General features: G+C 39.1%; 16 protein-coding genes and 1 other RNA gene. 2 read left to right on the top strand and 15 right to left on the bottom strand.

Features of this window, described 5'->3' with window-relative positions; translation table 11 throughout:
• Window positions 1-4: 4 nt before the first annotated feature.
• From AB1I62_RS05625 to AB1I62_RS05555, 15 genes are all read right to left on the bottom strand, one after another.
• Complete coding sequence (locus AB1I62_RS05625) at window positions 5-970, bottom strand: asparaginase (protein WP_010710474.1); 966 nt, start codon at window positions 968-970, stop codon at window positions 5-7.
• The gene (locus AB1I62_RS05620; protein WP_202250918.1) at window positions 967-3429 is read right to left on the bottom strand and encodes a helicase C-terminal domain-containing protein; all 2463 of its coding nucleotides are present in this window, start codon (window positions 3427-3429) and stop codon (window positions 967-969) included. The genes AB1I62_RS05625 and AB1I62_RS05620 overlap by 4 nt, the downstream gene beginning before the upstream one ends.
• A gap of 36 nt (window positions 3430-3465) precedes the next feature.
• Window positions 3466-3984, bottom strand: a complete 519-nt coding sequence (locus AB1I62_RS05615) for a GrdB-related putative oxidoreductase (protein WP_002377822.1) — start codon at window positions 3982-3984, stop codon at window positions 3466-3468.
• Window positions 3985-4001: 17 nt separating this feature from the next.
• Window positions 4002-5357, bottom strand: coding sequence for a PTS cellobiose transporter subunit IIC (gene celB / locus AB1I62_RS05610; protein WP_002384702.1), 1356 nt, complete (start codon window positions 5355-5357; stop codon window positions 4002-4004).
• A gap of 18 nt (window positions 5358-5375) precedes the next feature.
• On the bottom strand, window positions 5376-5705 hold the full coding sequence (locus AB1I62_RS05605) for a PTS sugar transporter subunit IIB (protein ID WP_002357981.1): 330 nt from the start codon (window positions 5703-5705) through the stop codon (window positions 5376-5378).
• Window positions 5706-5724: 19 nt separating this feature from the next.
• The gene (locus AB1I62_RS05600) at window positions 5725-6678 is read right to left on the bottom strand and encodes a N(4)-(beta-N-acetylglucosaminyl)-L-asparaginase (protein ID WP_002380170.1); all 954 of its coding nucleotides are present in this window, start codon (window positions 6676-6678) and stop codon (window positions 5725-5727) included.
• 169 nt (window positions 6679-6847) lie between these two features.
• Window positions 6848-8146: a Sapep family Mn(2+)-dependent dipeptidase gene (locus AB1I62_RS05595; RefSeq protein ID WP_002396912.1), complete on the bottom strand. Its 1299-nt coding sequence runs from the start codon at window positions 8144-8146 to the stop codon at window positions 6848-6850.
• Entirely contained in the window at window positions 8143-8907 is a 765-nt protein-coding gene (locus tag AB1I62_RS05590) for a GntR family transcriptional regulator, LSA1692 subfamily (RefSeq protein WP_002357984.1), read from the bottom strand. The genes AB1I62_RS05595 and AB1I62_RS05590 overlap by 4 nt, the downstream gene beginning before the upstream one ends.
• 173 nt (window positions 8908-9080) lie before the next feature.
• On the bottom strand, window positions 9081-9728 hold the full coding sequence (gene nth, locus AB1I62_RS05585) for an endonuclease III (protein WP_002357985.1): 648 nt from the start codon (window positions 9726-9728) through the stop codon (window positions 9081-9083).
• A 14-nt stretch (window positions 9729-9742) separates the two neighbouring features.
• On the bottom strand, window positions 9743-10459 hold the full coding sequence (locus tag AB1I62_RS05580; RefSeq protein WP_002361632.1) for a DnaD domain protein: 717 nt from the start codon (window positions 10457-10459) through the stop codon (window positions 9743-9745).
• Between the two features lie 32 nt (window positions 10460-10491).
• On the bottom strand, window positions 10492-11988 hold the full coding sequence (locus tag AB1I62_RS05575) for a carboxypeptidase M32 (protein ID WP_202250917.1): 1497 nt from the start codon (window positions 11986-11988) through the stop codon (window positions 10492-10494).
• A gap of 18 nt (window positions 11989-12006) precedes the next feature.
• A complete protein-coding gene (locus AB1I62_RS05570) occupies window positions 12007-13170 on the bottom strand; it encodes a class I SAM-dependent RNA methyltransferase (RefSeq protein ID WP_002357989.1) in 1164 nt (387 codons plus the stop codon).
• Window positions 13171-13407: 237 nt separating this feature from the next.
• An RNA gene (rnpB, locus tag AB1I62_RS05565) (RNase P RNA component class B) lies at window positions 13408-13776 on the bottom strand.
• Between the two features lie 107 nt (window positions 13777-13883).
• Entirely contained in the window at window positions 13884-14294 is a 411-nt protein-coding gene (gpsB, locus tag AB1I62_RS05560; protein ID WP_002357990.1) for a cell division regulator GpsB, read from the bottom strand.
• A 93-nt stretch (window positions 14295-14387) separates the two neighbouring features.
• Window positions 14388-14930, bottom strand: a complete 543-nt coding sequence (locus AB1I62_RS05555; protein ID WP_010822702.1) for a DUF1273 domain-containing protein — start codon at window positions 14928-14930, stop codon at window positions 14388-14390.
• 62 nt (window positions 14931-14992) lie between these two features.
• Between AB1I62_RS05555 and recU the strand changes: the two genes are divergently transcribed.
• Window positions 14993-15610 carry a Holliday junction resolvase RecU gene (recU, locus tag AB1I62_RS05550; RefSeq protein ID WP_002388848.1) on the top strand — a complete coding sequence of 206 codons (618 nt, stop codon included), beginning with the start codon at window positions 14993-14995 and terminating at the stop codon, window positions 15608-15610.
• Window positions 15611-15651: 41 nt separating this feature from the next.
• On the top strand, window positions 15652-17988 hold the full coding sequence (locus AB1I62_RS05545; RefSeq protein ID WP_002360569.1) for a PBP1A family penicillin-binding protein: 2337 nt from the start codon (window positions 15652-15654) through the stop codon (window positions 17986-17988).
• Window positions 17989-18054: the final 66 nt, after the last annotated feature.

Genomic DNA, 18054 nt, shown 5'->3' with positions numbered 1-18054 from the left:
TTAGTTACTGTTCCAAAAATTCTTTTAACTCTGCAGGATTTTTTTCGCTGTTTAAACCAACAATTAAACGAATCCGCGCTTTCGGTCCGTTTAAACCACGGGCAAAAACGACCCCCATTTTTTTCAAGCCAACGCCACCACCAGCATAATCATAGATATCTTCAGCAATGCCATTGGAACAACGAGAAACTAAAACGACTGGAATCCCGTTGTCTAGCATTTTTTGTAATGCTGGGAGCGTTTCTGGCGGTAAATTGCCCGCACCTAACGCTTCAATTACTAACCCATCCGTTTCTGGGGTGTTTAATAATTCAAACATCCGTTCACCCATCCCCGCATAGGCCTTCACTACGTGAACATTTCCTTTCACAGAAGAAACATCGCAAACTTCTTGCGGTAAGACCTCTTTCGCAAAAAAAGCACGTTCTTTCGCAATGGTTCCAATTGGTCCAAAAGTTGGCGTCCGAAACGTCGCTACGTTCGTTGTATGTGTTTTTGTCACATAACGCGCCGTATGAATTTCATCATTCATCACGACTAAAACACCTTTATCGTACGATTCGTCTGAACAAGCAGTCCAAATAGCACTGATGAAATTATACAAGCCATCACTACCGATTTCGTTACTTGACCGCATTGCTCCTGTTAAAACAATGGGGATTTTTTTCTCTAAGGTTATATCTAAAAAATAAGCAGTTTCTTCTAATGTATCTGTTCCATGCGTAATAACCACGCCATCAATTGGTTCAGAATAAGCTTCTTGAATCCGTTCTTTTAATTGAAACATCCGTTCTAAGGTCATGTGTGGTGAGGGAATATTAAAAATATCTTCGACAACTAAATGAACCTTGCCAGAAAATAATGCTTCTTGTTCCATCAACGGATTTTTTTCATTCGGGGCAACACTTCCTCCTGCTACTTTCGACATGGAAATGGTCCCACCTGTATGAAGGACTAAAATGGTCTTCATTTGTTTCCTCCTTTGTTTTCTTTATTTTTTAACCAAAATTGTTTCACTTGTTGAATGAGTTGTTCATTGGTGTTTGCCTTTCGATGCGCCAACCAATGCGGCGGAAAGAAACGCTGGACACTTGGTAATTCAAATCGTTCGTCTAATAACAACACAAAGCCTTTATCTCGCGCATCTCGAATGACACGTCCAGCCGCTTGCAAGACTTTATTCATACCAGGAATTTGATACGCAAATTGAAACCCTTGCCCTCGCTCTTCTTGATAAAACGTGCGAATCAGTTCTTGCTCCGGATTCATTTGTGGTAGCCCGACACTAACAATTATCGTACCAATCAATCGGGTACCTTTCAAGTCAATTCCTTCTGAAAATATACCACCTAAAACACAAAAACCGATGAAAGTTTCTTGAGGATTCTCTTTAAATTCAGCTAAAAATGCTTCTCGCTCTTTTTCGTTTAAGTCCGTTCCCTGAATTTGAGTTTTTACTTGCGGGTAGCGTTGGCTAAATACTTGATAGACATCATCCATATAGGCATAAGAAGGGAAGAAAATTAAATAATTACCTGTTTTTGTTTCACTTAACTTCCCTAAAAGTTCACTAATCTGTGGATAACTTTTTTCACGGTTTTTATAGGTTGTTTGAAGATGACTACCGATCATCAACAATTGATTTTCTTCTGGAAAAGGATACGGAATCCGATAACGTAGGCTTTCTTCACCTCCACCAAGCACTTCTTGATAATAATTCAGAGGTGTTAAACTTGCCGAAAATAAGATACTCGCTTTCCCTTTATCTAATCGTTGTGACAATAAATAAGCCGGATCGACACAAAATTGTTTCACAACGCAGTCATAGTTTCGCAAAGAAATAGACGTATAAAAGCCGTTGTCGTAGTACTCGCTGATTCGAAGATAACTTAAACAATCAAAATAAAAACTGAGAATCGACGCCAATTCCTCAATGTGTTGATTTTCTGGCAACCATTCTGCAATTACTTCTGTTAATCGATGTATCTGTTTAACTAATGAATCAATTGGCGCACGTTGGGCAAAAAAATCCGTGTCTTTTTCTTCACAGATTGCTTCAATATCATCAAACGTAGTTAAGACTTTTTGACAAGCTCTTTTTAATTGAACAGATTCTTTTTGCAATCTTTTTTGAATTTGCAAAACCGCATTCCTAGAAATAGCGGCCGAATACATCTCCCGTGAACGATTAACCAAATTATGGGTTTCATCCACTAAAAAAATATTCTCTTCTGCACTTTGGGGTTCTTCAAAGAAGCGCCGTAAATAAACCGTTGGATCAAATAGATAATTGTAATCGCCAATAATTAAATCACACCAAAGACTTGCATCTAGCGACAACTCGAATGGACACAATTGGTGCTTTTGTGCATACCGTTCAATAACCTCTCTCGTTAAATGATTTTCATGTTGCAATAAATCCCACAGTCCCTCATTTAAACGATCATAATAGCCGTCAGCAAACGGGCAATATTCTGGTGTACAATTTCGTTCAGTTAAAAAACAAATTTTATCTTTTGCTGTTAACGTAATACTCTTAGTTTGCGCTTGTTTTTCGGACAGCGCTTTGACGGCATCTTCAGCCACTTGACGCGTAATTGTCTTAGCTGTTAAATAAAAAATCCGTTCACCTTCTTCTTCACCAATTGCTTTCATCGCTGGAAAAAGAGTGGACATTGTCTTGCCTGTTCCAGTTGGTGCTTCCACGAAGAGCCGCTGTTTACTAAGAATTGTTTTATAGACGGCTACCGCCAATTCTCGTTGCCCTTTGCGATACTCCCCGTAAGGAAAACTAAGATTTTTTAATGATTTATTTCTCAAAATACGCCACTCTTCTTTAAAAATTACCCACTGTTCATAGCGCTTCATCAAATCAGTAAAAAACTCCGCTAATGCAGCTTCTGTAAAATGGCGTTCTTGTCGTGTGATTTGTTTTGTGGTGGTCTGATAATAAGTGAGTTGCAGCGTTATTTCAGAAAGTTGTTCTTGTTGGCAATACATGTGACCATAACACATCGCTTGATACCAAAACAATTCGACCTTTTCTGGCGGCAATTCTTCAAACGCTGGCTCGGATGTTTTAATTTCATCAATGACCACTTGCCCAGTTTCTTTCACAAAAATGCCGTCTGCACGACCTTCTACACAATAATTATGTCCATTTAAAGGCACCTCAATTTTTAAAGATACTTCCTTTTGATAAAGGCTCCCCGCTTCCTTTTGCAGCATTCGATGAAGGCGACTACCTTCTTGTGGTGTATGTTCACTTACATGGCGAGAATCAATACTTCCCCGCCTTAAAATAAATTCGACCACTTGACGAACCGCAATTTTTCTCGTTGATTTCACGTAATCCCACCTATCTGCCTCCCTATTATAGAACATACATTCGCTAAACAAAAGCAAAAAATCCAAAACGAACACAATCATGCGTTCATTCTGGATTTCTCTTTAGATCATCAACAATTAAAAACAACTCGTTTCTTCTAACTGTTTGGTTTCTTTTCCATTTGCTTTTGCCACGACCAATTGCGCCATTTGTTTAAACGAATTATTTAAACCAATGCCGCCCTTTTTGGGCATCTTCACAATCGGTACTTGCTGATAATAGTGACTAACTGCTGGATTTTCTTCTGCCATCGCTGCAATTGCAGGAATGCTCGCAGCATTAAACTTACAAGCTAGATGAGCGGCCATTTCTCCAAAATTAGGATAATGCATGGCAGGTCCGCAAAGAACCGCATCGGCATGAAACTTTTTTGCAAAGCCAATAAATTTCTTTGCTACCTCTTCCTCGTTTTCCAAATAATATTGGTCACCACAATAAAGTGTCGCAACAATTTCCGCTCCTTGCTTCTGTAAAAATGGTAGCAATGTTACCCCTGGACCTAAGGGAGCTTTTTTACCACTTGGTTTCAGCTGAGCTTGTTCATCACTGCCAAATCCTGCTAAACTGTGGTTTAAGACTAAAAGGATTTTTTTCATGCCTATTTCCTCCTTATTTATAAATCATCGAAGTCAAAGGAATCAAAATCAATTTCTTCACTCTCTTCTTCTTGTGCTTTCCATTCTTCACGTAAATATTGGTCATCCATAACTCGAATAAAAGGATAATAAATGAACATTCCTAGTACCAATAACAGAGCTTGCAGAATTGATCCTTGCCAACCGCTGACTAAAAATCCTGAGATAATTGGCGGAGTCGTCCACGGCAATTGAATACCGTTCGTCAATGGAACTAAGCCCCAATCCATAGCAAAATAGGCAATAATAATATTAATCGCAGGTACTAAGACAAATGGAATTAAAAGGATTGGATTTAAAACAATTGGTAACCCAAAAATGATTGGTTCGTTAATCCCAAAAACACCAGGAATTAGTGAAAGTTGCGAAAGCTTTTTAATTCGTTGACTTTTACAGAATAAGACCATCACAATGATTAATGAGAGTGTGGAACCGGCGCCACCAAATGTTGCAAACATATCTTGAAATTGTCCAGTGATGATGTTGGGAATTTCATGACCGTCTTTAAATGCTTGTAAATTTTCAACAGACAATGCCCGCAAAACAGGATTAAAGACTGCGCCAACCACACTACCTCCGTTAATGCCAAAGAACCAAAAGAAGTGTAAAAATAAATAAGCAATGCTCATTGCACCTAAGGTATTACCAAGACTCAATAAGGGCGTTTGTAGAAATTCAAAAATAACATCTTGTAAATTACCATAAGGAGTTAAAGCAGCCAGCCAATTGACTAAAAACATGAGAGTAACAACTAAAAAGCTCGGAATCAAGGCCTCAAAAGACTTAACCACTGTTGGTGGCACTCCTTCTGGCATTTTTATTGTCCACCCTTTACGAACAATGGCCACAAATAAACGAGTCGCAATTAATGCGACAATCATTCCTAAAAACAAGCCACTGGAACCCATCCATTTTAAAGGTAAACTAGTAACTTCATAGACCTTTGAACTATTTTCCGGTGTAAATAATGTTTGATAAGGCGTTACAATAAAAAATGAAACCAATGCGATAATTCCTGCTTGCATTGCATCCACATTGAATTGTTTCCCTAAACTATAGGCAATACCGACAACGGCCAGAATAGTCATTACATCAAAACTAGCACTAGCTGGAACAGACATCATTGTCGCCCAGTCTTTACCAAGCAAATGAGACATCCAAGTATCCCATTGCGGCAAAGGAAAATTAGCAATTAATAAGAAGACCGAACCAACAATCAACAAGGGCGTTGATAAAAGGAAGCCATCACGAATCGCTACTAAATACTTATTTTCTCCTATCACTTTTGCCAAAGGGGTCAATACGCGCTCTAACCAATCCAAAAATTTTTGCACGGTCGTCACTCCTATCTATTATTTTTTATTTTGCTTAATTAACCGTAGCGCTTCTTTCAATGCTTTTTCGCCATCCATCATGCCATAAATTTCTGGCGCAATTGCAGCGACAGGAATCCCTTGAGGAGCAAATTGTTCTTTTGTTTTTTCTAATAAAAAACGGACTTGTGGTCCTAATAAAATAGCAACAGGCTTCTCTGCTTCAACCACTTCTTGTGCTCTTGCAATAGGAAAAGCAGTAATCATTAAAGGCATTTGATGTTTTTCCACCACTTCCATCATTTTATTCACCATAATACTTGTAGACATCCCTGCATCACAAAAAAGATAAATTTGTTTTTTACTCATGTTCCTTCACTCTCCTCATTTATTCAATTGGTGCTTTGATTCTTTTTTCATAGGCCGCTAACCATTCTTGTGAAATCGGCTGAATCTCTGTGGTATGATTCTTGCCTGGATTTGCAATATAGATTTCTGGTTGCTGCATATCAGTACCAACCGTAAAAGTAAATTCCACATTCGTAGCTACGCCCCAGTCTCCCTGTTTGTTCATGGCCACTAGTGAAAAAGCTCCTGCTTTCCCATAACGTTGGGTCAATTTTTCGTGAAAAGCATAGACGGCTTGATCACATGCTTGTTGTGGCGAGCACCCTTCCCCCATTAAACGGACGATTTCATAAGAAAGACAGCCTTTCATTAAATCTTCACCTAATCCTGTAGCCGCAGCACCACCAATTTCGCTATCAACATAAAAACCAGAACCTGACAGTGGTGAATCACCAACACGTCCTGCTTTTTTCATGAAGAGTCCCGAACTGGAAGTGCCAGCTGCCATTGATCCTGTTTGGTCTAACGTAATAGCGCCGACAGTATCATGCCCATCATAGGGGTTCAACTGATTTTCCTGAATTTCTTTTAAACGCTTTTGCCACCATTGATTAGCGCGTTCTGTCAACATATTCTTTCTTTCAAAACCGTGCAACATTGAATATTTCGTTGCACCTGCGCCAACACGAAAACTATTAAACTTCTCTTTACTTAATGCTTTAGCCACTGAAATCGGATTTTTAACATCTGTAATTCCTGCCACAGCACCAATTGCAAATGTGTCTCCATCCATATAGGCAGCATCCATTTCTAAAATCCCTTCCTCATTAGGTAAACCGCCGTAGCCCACTGACTTATAAAAAGGATAGTCTTCTACTTCTTTAATTAATTGTTCCACGGCCGTGCCTGCAGCACCTCCTTGTTGTAATTCTTCTGTAGCTTTTAGTAACCCATCATGTGCCATCCGCCATGTCGCAATTGCACCCCAAGTCATTTTCCATCCGCCCTTTCGTTAACGCTTACATTTCTCCACCATTATAAACTAGTATATACTGTTTTGTATATACTGAAAATGAAATTTTATACAGAAAAATAGAAGATACACGTATGCGACCTCTACGAAACACATTGGCTTCTTCTCATACGTGTATCTTCTATTGGTTTTATGCTTCTGTTAATGCAATCATCGCTTGCATATAGATTTCCAGATTAAGCAGTAAATCTTTTTCATCCATATATTCATCTTGGTTATGCGCAATGCCTTTTTGACCAGGAAATGATGGACCAAAAGCAACGATATTCGGCATAAAGCGAGCATACGTAGCACCTGTAGTTGTGACTGGCGTCCCATCTAAGCCAGTAATTTGTTCATAAACCTTGGTTAATTTTTGAACATTGCGCTCATCTTTTGGAAACAGCGTACTAGGGAGGCGGCGGATGACGGTCACTTCACTTTCTGGAAATAGTGCCTTCGTTAGCTGCGTGGTTACTTCGTTTTCTGTAATAGAAACAGGATAACGCACGGCCAATGATAACACCAATTGCTGTCCTCGTTTTTCCAACGCATAGGGCGTTAAAATCAATTGCCCACTATCCTGATCCTTAAAGTCCAGAGCTACTCCTTCGCCATAGTGCTTTTCGTGAAAACTAGCGGTTAACCAGTCGAAATACTGTAATAAATTTCCTTTGACTAACTGTTCCTCGCTAATTTTCTGTGCCAATAAAGTAATCGCGTTCTTGCCTAGTTCTGGCGCATTGGAAGGAGCACGTTTTCCCGTGATTGCTGTTGTTTTTCCCGCAATCACCACACTTAATTGATCAGGTACGTGGTCTTTTGCTTGATCACCCATAATCTGACCAATTTGTTCACTTGAATCATCTGGGATGGTCGTTGTGATTTCATAATTAACAATCCCTCGCTCCCCATAAACTACTGGATATTTACAATCTGGAGTAAATCCAAAAACGGGTGCGTTTTCCTTCTCTAAATATAAGGGGATATCTCCACTCCCACTTTCTTCATCCGTGCCAAACATTAAGCGAATGGTTTTCTTTGGTTGGTAACCAAGTTCTTTCAGTAATTTCATTCCATACAGGCAAGCCAAGATAGGACCTTTATTATCTAGAATTCCTCTACCATACAAACGTTGATTTTTTTTCGTTAATTGAAAGGGCGGCACTGACCAGCCAGAACCTTCTGGTACTACATCTAAATGACCAATAATTCCCAGATATTCTTCCGCTGTTCCCCATTGCGCATAGCCAACTGCGTCATTGACAATCCCAGTTTGAAAACCATAACGCTCTGCCAGTTTCAGCGTTTCTTCCAAGGCTCTTTTCGGTCCTTCGCCAAAAGGTGCCTCTTTTTTAGGCGACCCTTTCACACTTCGAATCGCCATAATTTTGTTTAAGTCTTCATAAAATAAATCTTTTTGAGCGGCTATTTCTTCTTTGATCTTCATTCGTTCCAAGAACCTCCTAGCTCCACTTGGTTGTTTTCAGACGGGCTATAGCGGGTCAGTGTGTTTTTAAACGTGTACCGATCTGCTCGATATAAAGAGACATCATATAAAATAGGGGTTGCATCAAGCGCATAGGTGATAGAGTGGACTTGTAAAAGTGGCTGGCCCACAGGAACATTCAATAATTCGGAAATTTCCGCTTCAACTAAGATTGCTTCAATTTCTTGATGCGAATAAGCAATCTCGACGTTCTTCTCGATTAAGCAGAAAAGAGAGCCCTCGAAGTCTTGCTTCGTATGGCCTTGTACGTATGCCTGTGGCAAATAAATTTTTTCAACTGTCATTGGCTCGCCATCTAACATTCGGCGGCGAATCAGTTCATAAATCGCCTCATTTTTTCCTACTTGGAGCGCCTCCCGAATTTTCTCAGCGGGATGTACTACTTCTTCAAAGGAAATGACTTCTGTCTGGCTTTTTTTCCCGTAAGCTTTGGCTGCCTCAGTAAAACCTTGTAAGCCAGCGCGGCCACTTTGAATTTTCGCTTGCGACATCACATAACTACCTTTACCATGTCGTTTTACCAAAATATTTTTGCGAATCAAATCATCAATCGCTTTACGGATGGTCAAGCGACTGCAGTTATATTCTTTAGCTAAATCATATTCTGAAGGTAATTTTTGTGCACTTACATACAGACCGTCTCGAATCTTCTTTTCAATTTCTGCAGAAATTTGCTTAAATTTGGGTGCATTTTCTGTCATTTCATCGCCTATCTTTCTTCAAAAAAATAAATTTTCTAGTATATACCACACTGTCTATACTAAATCAATTTTTAAGAAACCGCAATCATTTGTTGCGTTTCTTAAAAATCAAAAAAAGAAAGCGAGCCACAAGTCGGTTGGACTTGTGGCTCGCTTTCTTAGGAAAAAATGTGTTATTTCCCTTTCATCCGTTCTTTGCCTTCTTGACACATATAGAGTAGCGGACAGGCTTCACATTTAGGCGCTCTTGCTAGGCAGTGATAACGCCCAAAGAAAATCATGGTATGGTGCGTTTTCACCCAGAGTTCTTTCGGAACTTTACGCATTAAGGTCTGCTCAACTTCAGTAACATTCGCATTTAGCTTACAAATTCTAAGGCGCTTGGACACTCGTTCCACATGTGTATCTACTGCAAAAGCCGGTTCGCCGAAAGCATCTCCCATTACTACATTGGCTGTTTTTCTCCCCACGCCAGGTAAACTGACCAGTTCATCTCTGGTTTGCGGAACTTCTCCATTGAAACGTTCTAAAAGTTGTTGTGCGCACGCTTTAATATTTTTTGCTTTATTGCGATATAAGCCAATGGTTTTTATTTTAGCAATAATCTCCTCCACCGGCGCAGCTGCTAAAGCTTCTGGTGTTGGAAAAGCTGCGAATAAACCAGGAGTCGCTTTATTTACCGATACATCGGTTGCTTGCGCACTTAAAATCACAGCAATTAATAATTCAAAAGGATTCTTATGTTTTAATTCACATTCTGCATTTGGAAACATCTCATACATAATTTCAATAGCTTCCATCGTTTTCTCTTTTGATAGCATGGCCCACCTCCTTTTTATTCACTGTCTTCTGGATTTAACCAATTGTGTAATGTAACCTTTGGTAGCGCTTCTTGTGTCTGACCTTGTTGTTCAATCTCATTTTGAATCATAGAATCTTTTCGTTTTTTCTGATCAGCAGCCACTTGTTCTTTGGTGGTAATATTTTTACGCTCCCACGCAAGTAAAATACGATCAATATATTTCAAACTATAAGCCTGATTTAAAACGGCTTCTCGCAACGCTAACCGGATTAATTCAGGGGAATAATGGTCCGTGTTCAACCACTGACCAATCATTTCTAATTCAATTGGTGAAAGTGGACGTCCGAATTCTTTTTCAAAGCCTTGGTAAAGCTGTTTAATTTCATCTTCGTGGTTTGCGACAACTTGTTTTTCTTTGCTCGTTTGTAAAAATAATTGAATCTTTTGAAAAACAGGCAGTAAATCATACGTATCCATCATTTGACCTTTTTGGTTTTGTTGTGTTTCAATTCGAATAAAACCGCGAGAAACCAATTGATTTAATAACTTATAAATCGTATCTGGCGTTTTACCCATCGTCTCTGCAATCGCCATTAAGTCTGGAAATAAATCGCCTGCATTTTGCGAACGAAAAAGTTGCAGTAAAAAGAGAAATTCATCATCTTTCAAACCAATTTTTTGGTAATGATCAAATAGTAAGTTTGAGATTGTTGTTTCACCAGCTTCTAAATATTCACGAATTGATAACATTGTTGTTGTCCACTTCCCCTTGCTTGTTTCACTTATTGCACTTGATAAACATCAAAATAAATAGCTTTCATATAATCAATTAAATAACTAGGATTCAATTCTTCCCCCGTTGCATCATAAATTAATTGATTTGGTTTACGTGAAGCGCCGTACTGATGAATATGTTGTGTTAACCATTTACGGATATCAGAATAATCCTCCGAAGCTAAAATTTCATCAACAGATAATTCTTGTTTCATTGCGTGAAATAGTTGCGCGGCGTACATATAACCCAAGGCATAAGATGGGAAATAACCAAAGCTACCTCCAGACCAATGAACATCTTGAAGGACACCTTCTAAATCATTTTCAGGTGATACGCCTAAGTACTCTTGGTATTTTTCGTTCCACACTTTTGGCAAATCAGCGACTTCCAAAGAACCATTAAACAACATTTTTTCAATTTCATAACGAATAATGATATGCAAAGGATAGGTGAGACTATCGGAATCAATCCGAATCAAACTTGCTTTCGTTTCTTTTAAAGAAGCATAGAAATCTTCAAAAGCAATATCATCAAAAGTACCTTCTGCGCATTCTTGGAAAAACGGGTATTGTTTTTGCCAAAAAGCCCGGTTGCTACCAATGATAATTTCATTAAAGAGCGATTGTGATTCGTGAATCCCCATAGAGGCACCTTCGCTTAGCGGCGTAAAGTCAAATTTAGGATCAAAATTTTGTTCGTACATCCCATGACCCGCTTCATGAATCACACCAAATGTTGCCATTGAGAAATTATTTTCTTCCCAGCGCGTAGTAATCCGCGCATCATTTCGATTTAGAGCTGTCATAAATGGATGAACTGTATCATCTAATCGGCCTTTTGAAAAATCATAGCCTAATTGCTCAACCACACCAATCACAAAACGGCGTTGTTGTTCTTTGGTCATTTTTCTAGATAAAAAGTCAGTTCTAGGCGGCGTACCTTTTTCTGCTAAAACGGTCCGAATCTCTTGAATCCCTTGTTTTACTTGGTCGAATACTTGGTCTAGCTTCTCAACCGTCATCCCTGGTTCAAATTGATTTAATAACACATCGTACGGTGTTTTTTCTTCTTTTTGCCAATAAGGAATGAACTCTTTTTGGAACGCAACGACCTTCGTTAAGGTTTCTTCTAACAAGCCGAAATCTTGTGCAGCGCGTGCTTTTAGCCAATCTGTATGTGCTTGGTTTAATATTTTAACATACTCTTGCATACGTTCAGCTGGAACATTTTTATTCAAAGCATATTCTTCTTTTACTTTTTCAAAAACCAGTTTCCCTAATTCAGATAATTCTTCAGGGCGTGTCTCAAAATAGGCCAATGCTTCTTGAATAACTGGGCCAATACTTCGTTCAAAATATAATCCGGTTAAATACCCTTCTACTTCTCCTCGAAAAGGACTACTTTTTTCTGGCATCCCAGTTGATGAATCCCAGTCTAATAATGTCAAGGCATTTTTTAGTAATTGAATTTCTTTCACTTCTTGTAAAAATACAGCTTCCTTCATTTTTTTACACCAGCTTTCTTAGTCTTCCCGTGGTTTTCTTGGTGGACGTGTTCCCCAGTATTGGAATAAATCTGTTCGTAAGGCTCCGTTGTAAAGCTTCCGTTTTTTAGTAGCTTTGGCACCATAATATTCTTCAAAAGCAAGATCACTCGTCAGTATATACTTGCTCCAAGTAGTTAACGGACGGAAAACATGGCCCATTTCTTTATACAAACGACGAACACTTTCCTCTTCTCCTAAACGCTCACCATAAGGCGGGTTAGCTACCATTACACCATATTCCTTCTCGGTTGTAAAATCTTTTAATGCCAATTGTTTAAAAGTAATTGAATCACCTAAACCAACTTCCTCAGCATTCGCTCGTGCGACTTCAATCATTCGCCCATCAACATCTGAGCCACAGATATCTAATTCAACATCGTAGTCTGCCTTTGCCTCGGCTTCGTTACGTACTTTTTCAAAAATTGCTGGATCAACCCAATCCCATGTTTCACAAGTGAAACTACGATTAAAGCCAGGGGCAATGTTATGGCCAATTAATGCTGCTTCAATACAAATTGTTCCAGAACCACAAACTGGATCATAAAAAGGACGATCTTTGCGCCAATTGGTCAACATCACTAAAGCAGCTGCCATGTTTTCCTTAAGAGGTGCGCCCCCCTTTTCAATGCGATAGCCTCGTTTAAATAAACTTGGTCCAGTCGTGTCCAACGTCAACGTCACTTTATCTTTTAGAAGAGCCACTTCTAATTTAAACAAAGCTCCTGTTTCGGTTAAAGGCACCGTCGCTGGACGATGGTAAACTTCTCTTAAACGGTTAACAATGGCTTTTTTGGTGATGGCTTGGCAATCAGGAACACTATACAATTTTGACTTAATTGATTTACCTGCAACTGGAAATTCTGCATCTAAAGGCAAATAATCTTCCCAAGGAAGTGCTTTAACTTTTTCAAATAATTCATCAAAACTATAGGCGTTAAATTCGCCAACGACGATTTTAATCCGATCTGCTGTTCGTAGCCATAAATTGGCAGTAGCAATTGTTTCAACTGTTCCTTCAAAGACGGCCCGGCCATTTTCTACTTCACAGGGAATCCCTAAATCACGCAATTCTTTTCCAACTAATGCTTCTAAGCCACTAGCAGCCGTTGCAACAAGTTTGAATGTTTTTTCTTTCGTCATAAAAACTCCTTCTTGACTCTTTTTTATTGTCTGGAGCTAACAGTCCTGCCGACTACTGCTCCGCTTGTTTTTTATAATTGTCCGCTTTCTCTGAACTAAACGGTCCTGTCTCGGCCTCTTTAGAACAGACAGCTTACTACTTTTATCTCAGTTTCTTTATTTTAACATTTTTTTATTCTTTTCGTAAAAAAAGCCTTCACAACTACGTTGGAAGGTCTTCCTGAATTACTTGTAATTTTCTATAAGCCATGTTCTGTATCACCAATTCTTCAGGAAAAATTGGTGACGGTCATCATCTATCTGCAGAGTAAACTCTGCCTCTTCTACTCGTTCATTTCCTTTAGAAGAGCGCCCCTACCATTGTTTGGGTTGCTCGCTCGAGGGGTTTACCGCGTTCCACCGATGGAGTTTCCCACATCGCTTCGTCACTGTGGCACTTTCAAGGATACTTTGACATAGTCGAAACCTTAGTCATTTTTCCTGCCGTTACTCTAAAAGAGTACCTTAGCTTATGATTTCGCTAAGCACGAACACTACAAGCATCTCAGCTTGTGCGAGCATGGACTTTCCTCAGCTTGCAAAAGCAAACCGCGATCACCCGAAAATTACAAATCTGTTTAGACGAACAGCAAAAATTTACACACTACAACAAGTGTCCGCTATTCTAACAAATGCTTTTTGTTCCTCGTGAAAACTTGACTTAAATTGTCTTGTTAAAATTGACGTGTTTGTGCATTATCAACATCATGGTTCGCTGGTTCTGCAGTCATTGACGGTGCAGAAGGCGTTACAGGTGTTGAAGGTGTTTCATCTAACTTTTTACCAAAAACTTCACGCTCTAAGTTTGATAAACGTTTTAAAATATCAAAGTTGGTCACTGCTGCACTTTTTGGTACTTCTTGAGCAACACGAGGCGTTGGTTGGGCTTTTGATAATTGGTCTAATTTTGCCATTAAGCGGCTGTTTTCTTCTTGCAAGCTTAATAATTCTTTATTATAAGCTTCGTAGTCTTTAATAACATTGTCTAAAAATTCGTCTACTTCAATTGGGTCATACCCGTTCATCATTTTCGTTTTAAATTCTTTTTGTAAAATGTCTTTAGGACTATATACTAAATTTGCCATGTTTACACCTCATTTGTTTATTTACGATAGAAAATTTCATAGTTCCACAAATACTATTGTAACGAAAAATAGCTAGAAAATCAAACAGATTCTCTAATCAATCACCGAGTTTTGTAAATCATCCATTGTAATTAAGCGAATATCATAGGGTTCTCGTTCCGAAAAATGTTGTGCGTCCTTTAAAAAATACTCCGTTTTGCCAGGGTACTCTTTGTCATAAATAAGTAAGCTGCCCCCAGAATGTTCCAAAAGAAATTTTGTATGCATTTTTAATTGTGCTGGCGATTGATAGGGCTGGTGACTTACTGAGTTGATATAATCAGCCAAACTTTCCGCTTTCGTTAACAGTTCTCCATTTTGTTCATTCCAATTATTGCCAAAGTCTTTAAATGGATAAAGCAAACCTAGCTGGACTTCTGGATATTCCGTTTTTAATTCCCCAACTACTTCAGCTGTCCAAAGTTCAACACCTAAATTGCCAGAAATCAAAATCCATTCTACTCCCGCTTCAATATAACTGGCTAACTCTTTTTTTAAGACATTTTTAATAACTGTGATTTTCGGGTCTTTTCCTTGAAATATCCCCAATTCAAAGCTGCGATAACCGGTGACATAGAGGGTTTTTATCATTTCCATAAGTCATCCCTTTTCTTTCAGGTCTTTTTTTTGGTATAATACAGGCTAGGAGTGTGATAAACGTGACGTTCCATTATCCTAACGGAATACCTTATAATCATCATGAAGCACAATCACCAAAAAAACAAGTAAAAAAGAAACGCCCCGTTGAATTTGGTAATCGTGGGATGGATTTCGAAGAAGCGATCAATCAAAGCAATCAATATTATCTATTGAATAAGCAAGCAGTCGTTCATAAGAAACCCACTCCTGTTCAAATTGTTAAAGTAGATTATCCCAAACGAAGTGCGGCTGTTATTAAGGAGGCCTACTTTAGACAAGCTTCAACGACTGATTATAACGGTGTATATCAAGGCCGTTACATAGATTTTGAAGCGAAAGAAACGAAAAATACCACGTCCTTTCCCTTTAAAAATTTTCATCAACATCAAATTGATCATATGGAACAATGTATAGCACAACAAGGGATTTGTTTTGTGCTATTATGGTTTTCAAGCTTAAAACGCTGCTTCTTTTTTAGTGGTGAAAATCTAATAACGCATTGGAAAAACCAAGCAGTTACTGGAAAAAAATCTATGCCGCTTGCACTCATCGAGAAAGAAGGAATTGAATTATCTTTTGGAATCGCACCGCGAATCCCTTATCTCGACGCAGTGGAACAATATATTCAGACACACTAGATTCATAAAGTTTTGAAAGTATAACAAAGGAGTTGCTATTTATGCCAACCGCAAATTCAGGCTCGCGAGCTGCTAGACATGCATCCAACACCTCATCGAAGTCGAGTTACAAGAAAAAGACACAACCGCCGAAAAAGAAAAAACGGCTTGTTTTAAAAATCTTTCTTGGCTTACTTATCGCTGGGATGGTCGCTTTTTTAGCAGGCGTTGGTCTTTTTTGGTTCTATGCACGACAAGCCCCAAAATTAGAAGATGACAAACTGAATGCGACAGTTTCATCGAAGCTTTACGATATTAATAATGAAATTTTTGAGGATTTAGGCGCAGAAAAGCGTGAATTAATTCAACCAAATGATGTGCCTCAATTATTAAAAGATGCCATTGTTTCTGTCGAAGACCGTCGTTTCTATAAACACATTGGTGTGGATCCGATTCGGATTATCGGTTCTGCCCTTTCAAATGTCAAAAATGGTGGATTACAAGGCGGAAGTACCTTAACCCAACAATTAATTAAATTGTCCTACTTCTCTACAAAAGAATCTGACCAAACCTTGAAACGGAAAGCACAAGAAGCATGGATGGCTGTTCGTTTAGAACGTGAAAAATCAAAAGAAGAAATTTTAACTTACTACATTAACAAAGTCTACATGGCGAATGGTTTTTATGGAATGGAAACAGCGGCTGAAAATTATTATGGTAAACATTTATCTGAACTTGATTTACCACAAACGGCCCTACTGGCAGGAATGCCACAAGCGCCAAACTCATACGATCCCTATACAAAACCAGATACTGCTAAAGAACGCCGGGATGTTGTACTCTACACAATGTACGACAATAAAAAAATCTCGAAAGCAGAGTACGAAAAAGCCAAAGCTACCCCAATCGATGAAGGCTTAGTGCCATTAAAAGCCAGTGATGACAATCGAAAAGTCGTAGATAATTACGTCAAAGAAGTAATCAATGAAGTGAAAGCAAAAACTGGTAAAAATGTTTACACAGACGGACTAGATATCTACACAAACTTAGATATGAATGCCCAAAAACAACTTTACGATATTGTCAACAGTGATCAATACGTTGCGTTTCCAGATGATAAAATGCAAGTGGCTTCAACCGTTATTGATGTTGCCTCTGGACAAGTCCGAGCACAAATTGGTGGTCGTCACATTCCTGATGATGTGCAATTAGGAAACAATTTAGCTGTTAACACCCAACGTGATGTTGGTTCAACCGTGAAACCAATCATGGATTATGGTCCCGCAATTGAGAATTTAAATTATTCGACAGGTCGCCTCATGGTGGATAAACCAACGAAATATCCTGGTACCGACATTGATGTCTTCAACTCTGATTTAACATATCAAGGCGTCATTACTATGCGCCGTGCGATTATGGGTTCTCGTAACACAACCGCGGTCCAGACGTTTGATGAAGTTGGTAAAGAAAACATCATGCCTTTCATTAAAGGACTAGGAATTGACTATAAAAACTTAGAAGCGTCAAATGCCATTTCAAGTAACACAAGCGATGTAGATGGCGATAAATACGGGATTTCCTCATTGAAATTAGCAGCAGCTTATGCGGCTTTCGCCAATAACGGGATTTACAACAAACCGTATTACGTAAACAAAGTCGTTTTCAATGATGGAACTAGCGTTGATTATCAACCTGATGGTAAACGTGCGATGAAAGACTCTACCGCCTATATGATGACGGATATGTTAAAAGATGTTTTAAACGGCGGAACAGGATTTAACGGCGCCATTCCAGGCTTAATCCAAGCGGCCAAAACAGGGACTTCTAACTATACTGATGAAGATTTAGCGCGAATGGGCACAACAGAAAAAGGAATTGCCCCGGATAGTACCTTTGTTGGTTATACAACACACTATGCCGTTTCTGTTTGGACTGGATACAATGATCGAAATACACCAATCTATCAAGAATACTATGGAATTGCCTCGGATGTTTATCGTGAAATAATGAGTTACTTGTCTCAAAATGTTTCAAACGATGACTGGGTGCAGCCAGACAGTGTTGTGCGGGTAGGTAATGAACTCTACGTGAAAGATGCCTATGAGGTACCAAATGTACAAGTTTTACCAAGTACTACCTCTTCAGCACCACAGCCGGAATCTAGCAGTACGGTGGAATCCTCTTCCACAAAAGAAGCGGAAAGTTCATCAAGTTCTAGTTCAGAAAGTGCGCCTTCTTCCTCTGAAGCGCCACCATCTACCGAACAACCGGCAAGCTCTTCCTCAGCAGAGCAACCGGCAACATCGGAACAACCACCTGAACCATCAAGTTCTAGTTCACAAGAACCGCCGCAACCACCTGAAAGTAGTTCTAAACCAGATGAAAATAAAGCAGCATAAAAAGTACGGGGCTCATGATGAGCCCCGTACTTTTTTAGATTAAAAATGGACGAAGTGAACTGAATC

This window comes from Enterococcus sp. AN402 (assembly GCF_040719405.1).
GTDB classification, from domain to species: Bacteria; Bacillota; Bacilli; order Lactobacillales; family Enterococcaceae; genus Enterococcus; species Enterococcus faecalis.
Note: the sequence above shows the minus strand (reverse complement) of the source record. Positions and strands in the feature narration are given on the sequence as shown.